We start from the raw sequence: 3516 nt of genomic DNA on the forward strand, positions 1-3516 counted from the left end.
CGCGGCCACCAGGTCGACTGGACCGCGCTCGGCCGGGCGAACGGCCTCGCCCGCGAACTGCCCACCTACGCCTTCCAGCACGAACACCACTGGCTTGCCGGCAACACCGCCTCCGCCGACGCCGCGCACCTCGGTATGCGTGCCGTCGACCACCCGTTCCTCGGTGGTGCGGTCGCCCTGCCCGGTACCGGTGGCACCGTGCTGACCGGCACCATCTCCCCGGGAGCCCGTCCGTGGCTCGGCGACCACGTCGTGCTCGGCTCGACGCTGCTGCCCGGGACCGCGTTCCTCGAACTCGCCCTCACCGCCGCAGCCCGCTTGGGCTGCGCGGGCGTCGAGGAACTCACGCTGGAGGCGCCGCTCATCCTCGACGAGGGATCGGCGCACGCCGTGCAGGTCCTGGTCGGCGAGGCCGAGGCGGCCGGCGGCCGTGCGATCACCGTGCACTCCCGCCCCGCCCACGCCGCCGAGGACGCCTCCTGGACCCGGCACGCCACCGGCATCCTCCGTTCCGGTGCGGCAGAGCCGGCCCCGGCGCTTGCCCCGGAGCCGTCGCAGGTGTGGCCTCCGCGCGGGGCCACACCGGTGGACCTCGACGCCCTCTACGAGCGGCTGATCGGACTCGGATTCGACTACGGTCCCGCGTTCCGCGGGCTGCACACGGCGTGGCGGGACGGCGACACCGTCTATGCCGAGGTCCGTCTGCCCACCCGGCAGACGGACGACGCCGGGCGTTTCAGCATCCATCCGGCGCTCCTGGACACCGCCCTGCACTCGCTCGCACTGCCCGGCCTGCTGTCCGGGCAGGACGAGTGCCATCTGCCGTTCTCCTGGAGCGGCGTCACGCTGCACGCCACCGCCGTGAGTTCTGCCCGGATCCGCATACGTCGCCTCGGTGAGGGCGCGACCTCCGTGGAGCTGCTGGACGAGGCGGGGGCGGCCATCGCCACCGTGCGGTCGCTGGCGCTGCGTCCCGTGACGCTGGAACAGCTTCGCTCGGCCCGCGTATCGAGCATCGAATCGCTGTACGGCGTCGCGTGGTCGCTGCTGGAAGACGCCGGTTCCGCTACATCTACGTCCGCGGCCGTGTCCGGGACCGGTCCGGTGCTTCTCGACCTCGGCGCCGACTGGCCCGTCGAATCCGTTCCGGCGCGCCGCCACGCCGACCTGGCAGCCCTCGCCGCCGCCATCGAAACCGATCCGGACGACGCGCCGCGGGACGTCCTGATAGCACTGCCCGTCCTGGGCGGAGCGGACGGAGAAGGCGGAGCGGACGGCGGCATCGCCGGGGCCACGCACCAGCGGACGCAGACGGTCCTCCAACTCCTCCAGGACTGGCTGAAGGAGCCGCGCTTCGCATCCGTCACCGCGACGCTGCTCACCCGCGGTGCGCTCGCCGTCGACACGGCCGAGGCCGCAGCCGTCGACCTGGCGTCCGCTGCCGTAGGCGGCCTGATACGCAGCGCCCAGCTTGAGCACCCGGGCCGGTTCCGCCTGATCGACATCGACGGGGAGGAGGCCTCGCTGCGCGCCCTGCCGGCTCTGCTCAGCACGGGCACCGGCGTGGAGCCGCAGATCGCGCTCCGTGCCGGGGCCCCCTCCGTCCCGCGGCTCCGCGCGGTCGCGGCCCCCGAGACGACCCACGCCGACGGCTCCGCCCACGCCCCCGCCTTCTCCGGCGAGGGAACGGTCCTGATCACCGGTGGCACCGGCGATCTCGGCTCGCTCTTCGCCCGCCACCTCGTCACGGTGCACGGAGTGCGGCACCTGCTGCTGACCAGCCGCCGTGGTCCGGACGCCCCGGGCGCCGCCGAACTCGTCGCGGAACTGGAAGCCCTCGGAGCCGACGTGACGCTCGCCGCCTGCGACATGTCCGACCGCTCCGCCGTCGCCGAACTGCTCGCCGGCGTACCGGGCGACCACCCGCTCACCGGCGTCGTCCACACCGCGGGCGTGCTCGACGACGGACTCCTCGAATCCCTCACTCCCGCGCAGCTGACGAAGGTGCTGAGCGCGAAGGCCGACGCGGCGCTGCACCTCCACGAGCTGACGGCGCAGGCCCCGCTCTCCGCTTTCGTCCTGTTCTCCTCGGTCGCCGGTGTCTTCGGCGGGGCTGGACAGGCCAACTACGCCGCCGCCAACGCCTTCCTCGACGCGCTGGCGCGTCGGCGCCGGGCGCTCGGGCTGCCGGGCGTCTCGCTCGCGTGGGGCCTGTGGAGCACCGAGGGCGGGATGGCCGCGGAGCTCGACCGGGCCGATGTGGCCCGGCTGAAGCGCACCGGCCTCCTGGAGATCAGCCGCGAACAGGGCGTCACGCTGTTGGACGCCGCCCTCGCGGTGACCTCCGCAACCTCCGGGACTTCGCAGGCCGGCTCGCAGGGCGTCGGAGCGCACGCCGACGGCCTGCTCGTGCCCGCCCGGCTGAACGCCCCCGCCCTCGACGAGCAGGCCGCGGCCGGATCGCTGCCCGCCGTCTTCCGGGCGGTCGTGAGCACCAGGCCCCGACCCTCTTCCCGCGCGGCCGGTGGCACCGCGGCGACCGCCGGCAGCGCGAGCGCGCCGCTGTTCGCCGAGCTTCGCGTGGCCGACCGCGAGGAGCGCCTTCAGATCCTCGGCGGCCTCGTCGCGGAGAAGGTCGCGTACGTGCTCGGACACGCCGACCGCGACGCCGTCGACCGCGCCCAGCCGTTCAACCGGCTCGGCCTCGACTCCCTCACTGCGGTCGAACTGCGCAACCAGCTTGGCGCCGCCACCGGCATGCGCCTTCCGGCGACGCTGGTCTTCGACCACCCGACTCCGCTCGCGGTCGCGGAATTCCTGTACGACGAACTCGCCCGCGAAGTCCTCGGGGAGCTGGCCGGCTCCACCGCGCTCGCGGTCGCCGAGCCCGCGGCGCAGGCGTCGGCGCGCCATCGGCAGGACACGGGCGACGACCCGATCGTCATCGTCGGCATGGCCTGCAAGTATCCGGGCGGGGTGGCCTCGCCCGAGGACCTGTGGCGGCTGGTGTCCGAGGGCCGGGACGCGATCTCGCCGTTCCCGGTCGACCGCGGCTGGGACGTCGAAGGCATCTACGACCCCGACCCGCAGCAGCCCGGCAAGACATACACCCGCGAGGGCGGGTTCCTGCACGACGCCGCTCAGTTCGACGCGGAGTTCTTCGGCATCTCGCCGCGGGAGGCGACTGCGACCGACCCGCAGCAGCGACTGCTCCTGGAGACCTCCTGGGAGGCCCTGGAGTCGGCCGGCACCCGGCCGGAGACGCTCACCGGCAGCCGCACCGGAGTGTTCTTGGGCGTCATGTACAACGACTACGGCGCCCGCCACCTGAACCGCTCGCCGCAGGGGTACGAGGGCTACATCAGCAACGGAAGCTCCGGCAGCATCGCGTCGGGCCGGGTCTCGTACTCGTTGGGGTTCGAGGGTCCTGCGGTGACGGTGGATACGGCGTGTTCGTCGTCGCTGGTCGCGATGCATCTGGCGGTGCAGTCGTTGCGGTCGGGGGAGTGTTCGTTG

Annotated in this window: 1 protein-coding gene; it reads left to right on the forward strand. The window is 73.5% G+C overall.

Translation table 11 applies throughout. The features are described from left to right. Positions 1–3516: SDR family NAD(P)-dependent oxidoreductase (locus ACZ7HQ_RS44925; protein ID WP_471003280.1), on the forward strand; the 3516-nt coding region annotated here is incomplete at both ends.

It is taken from the genome of Streptomyces sp. NPDC037290 (genome assembly GCF_055603245.1).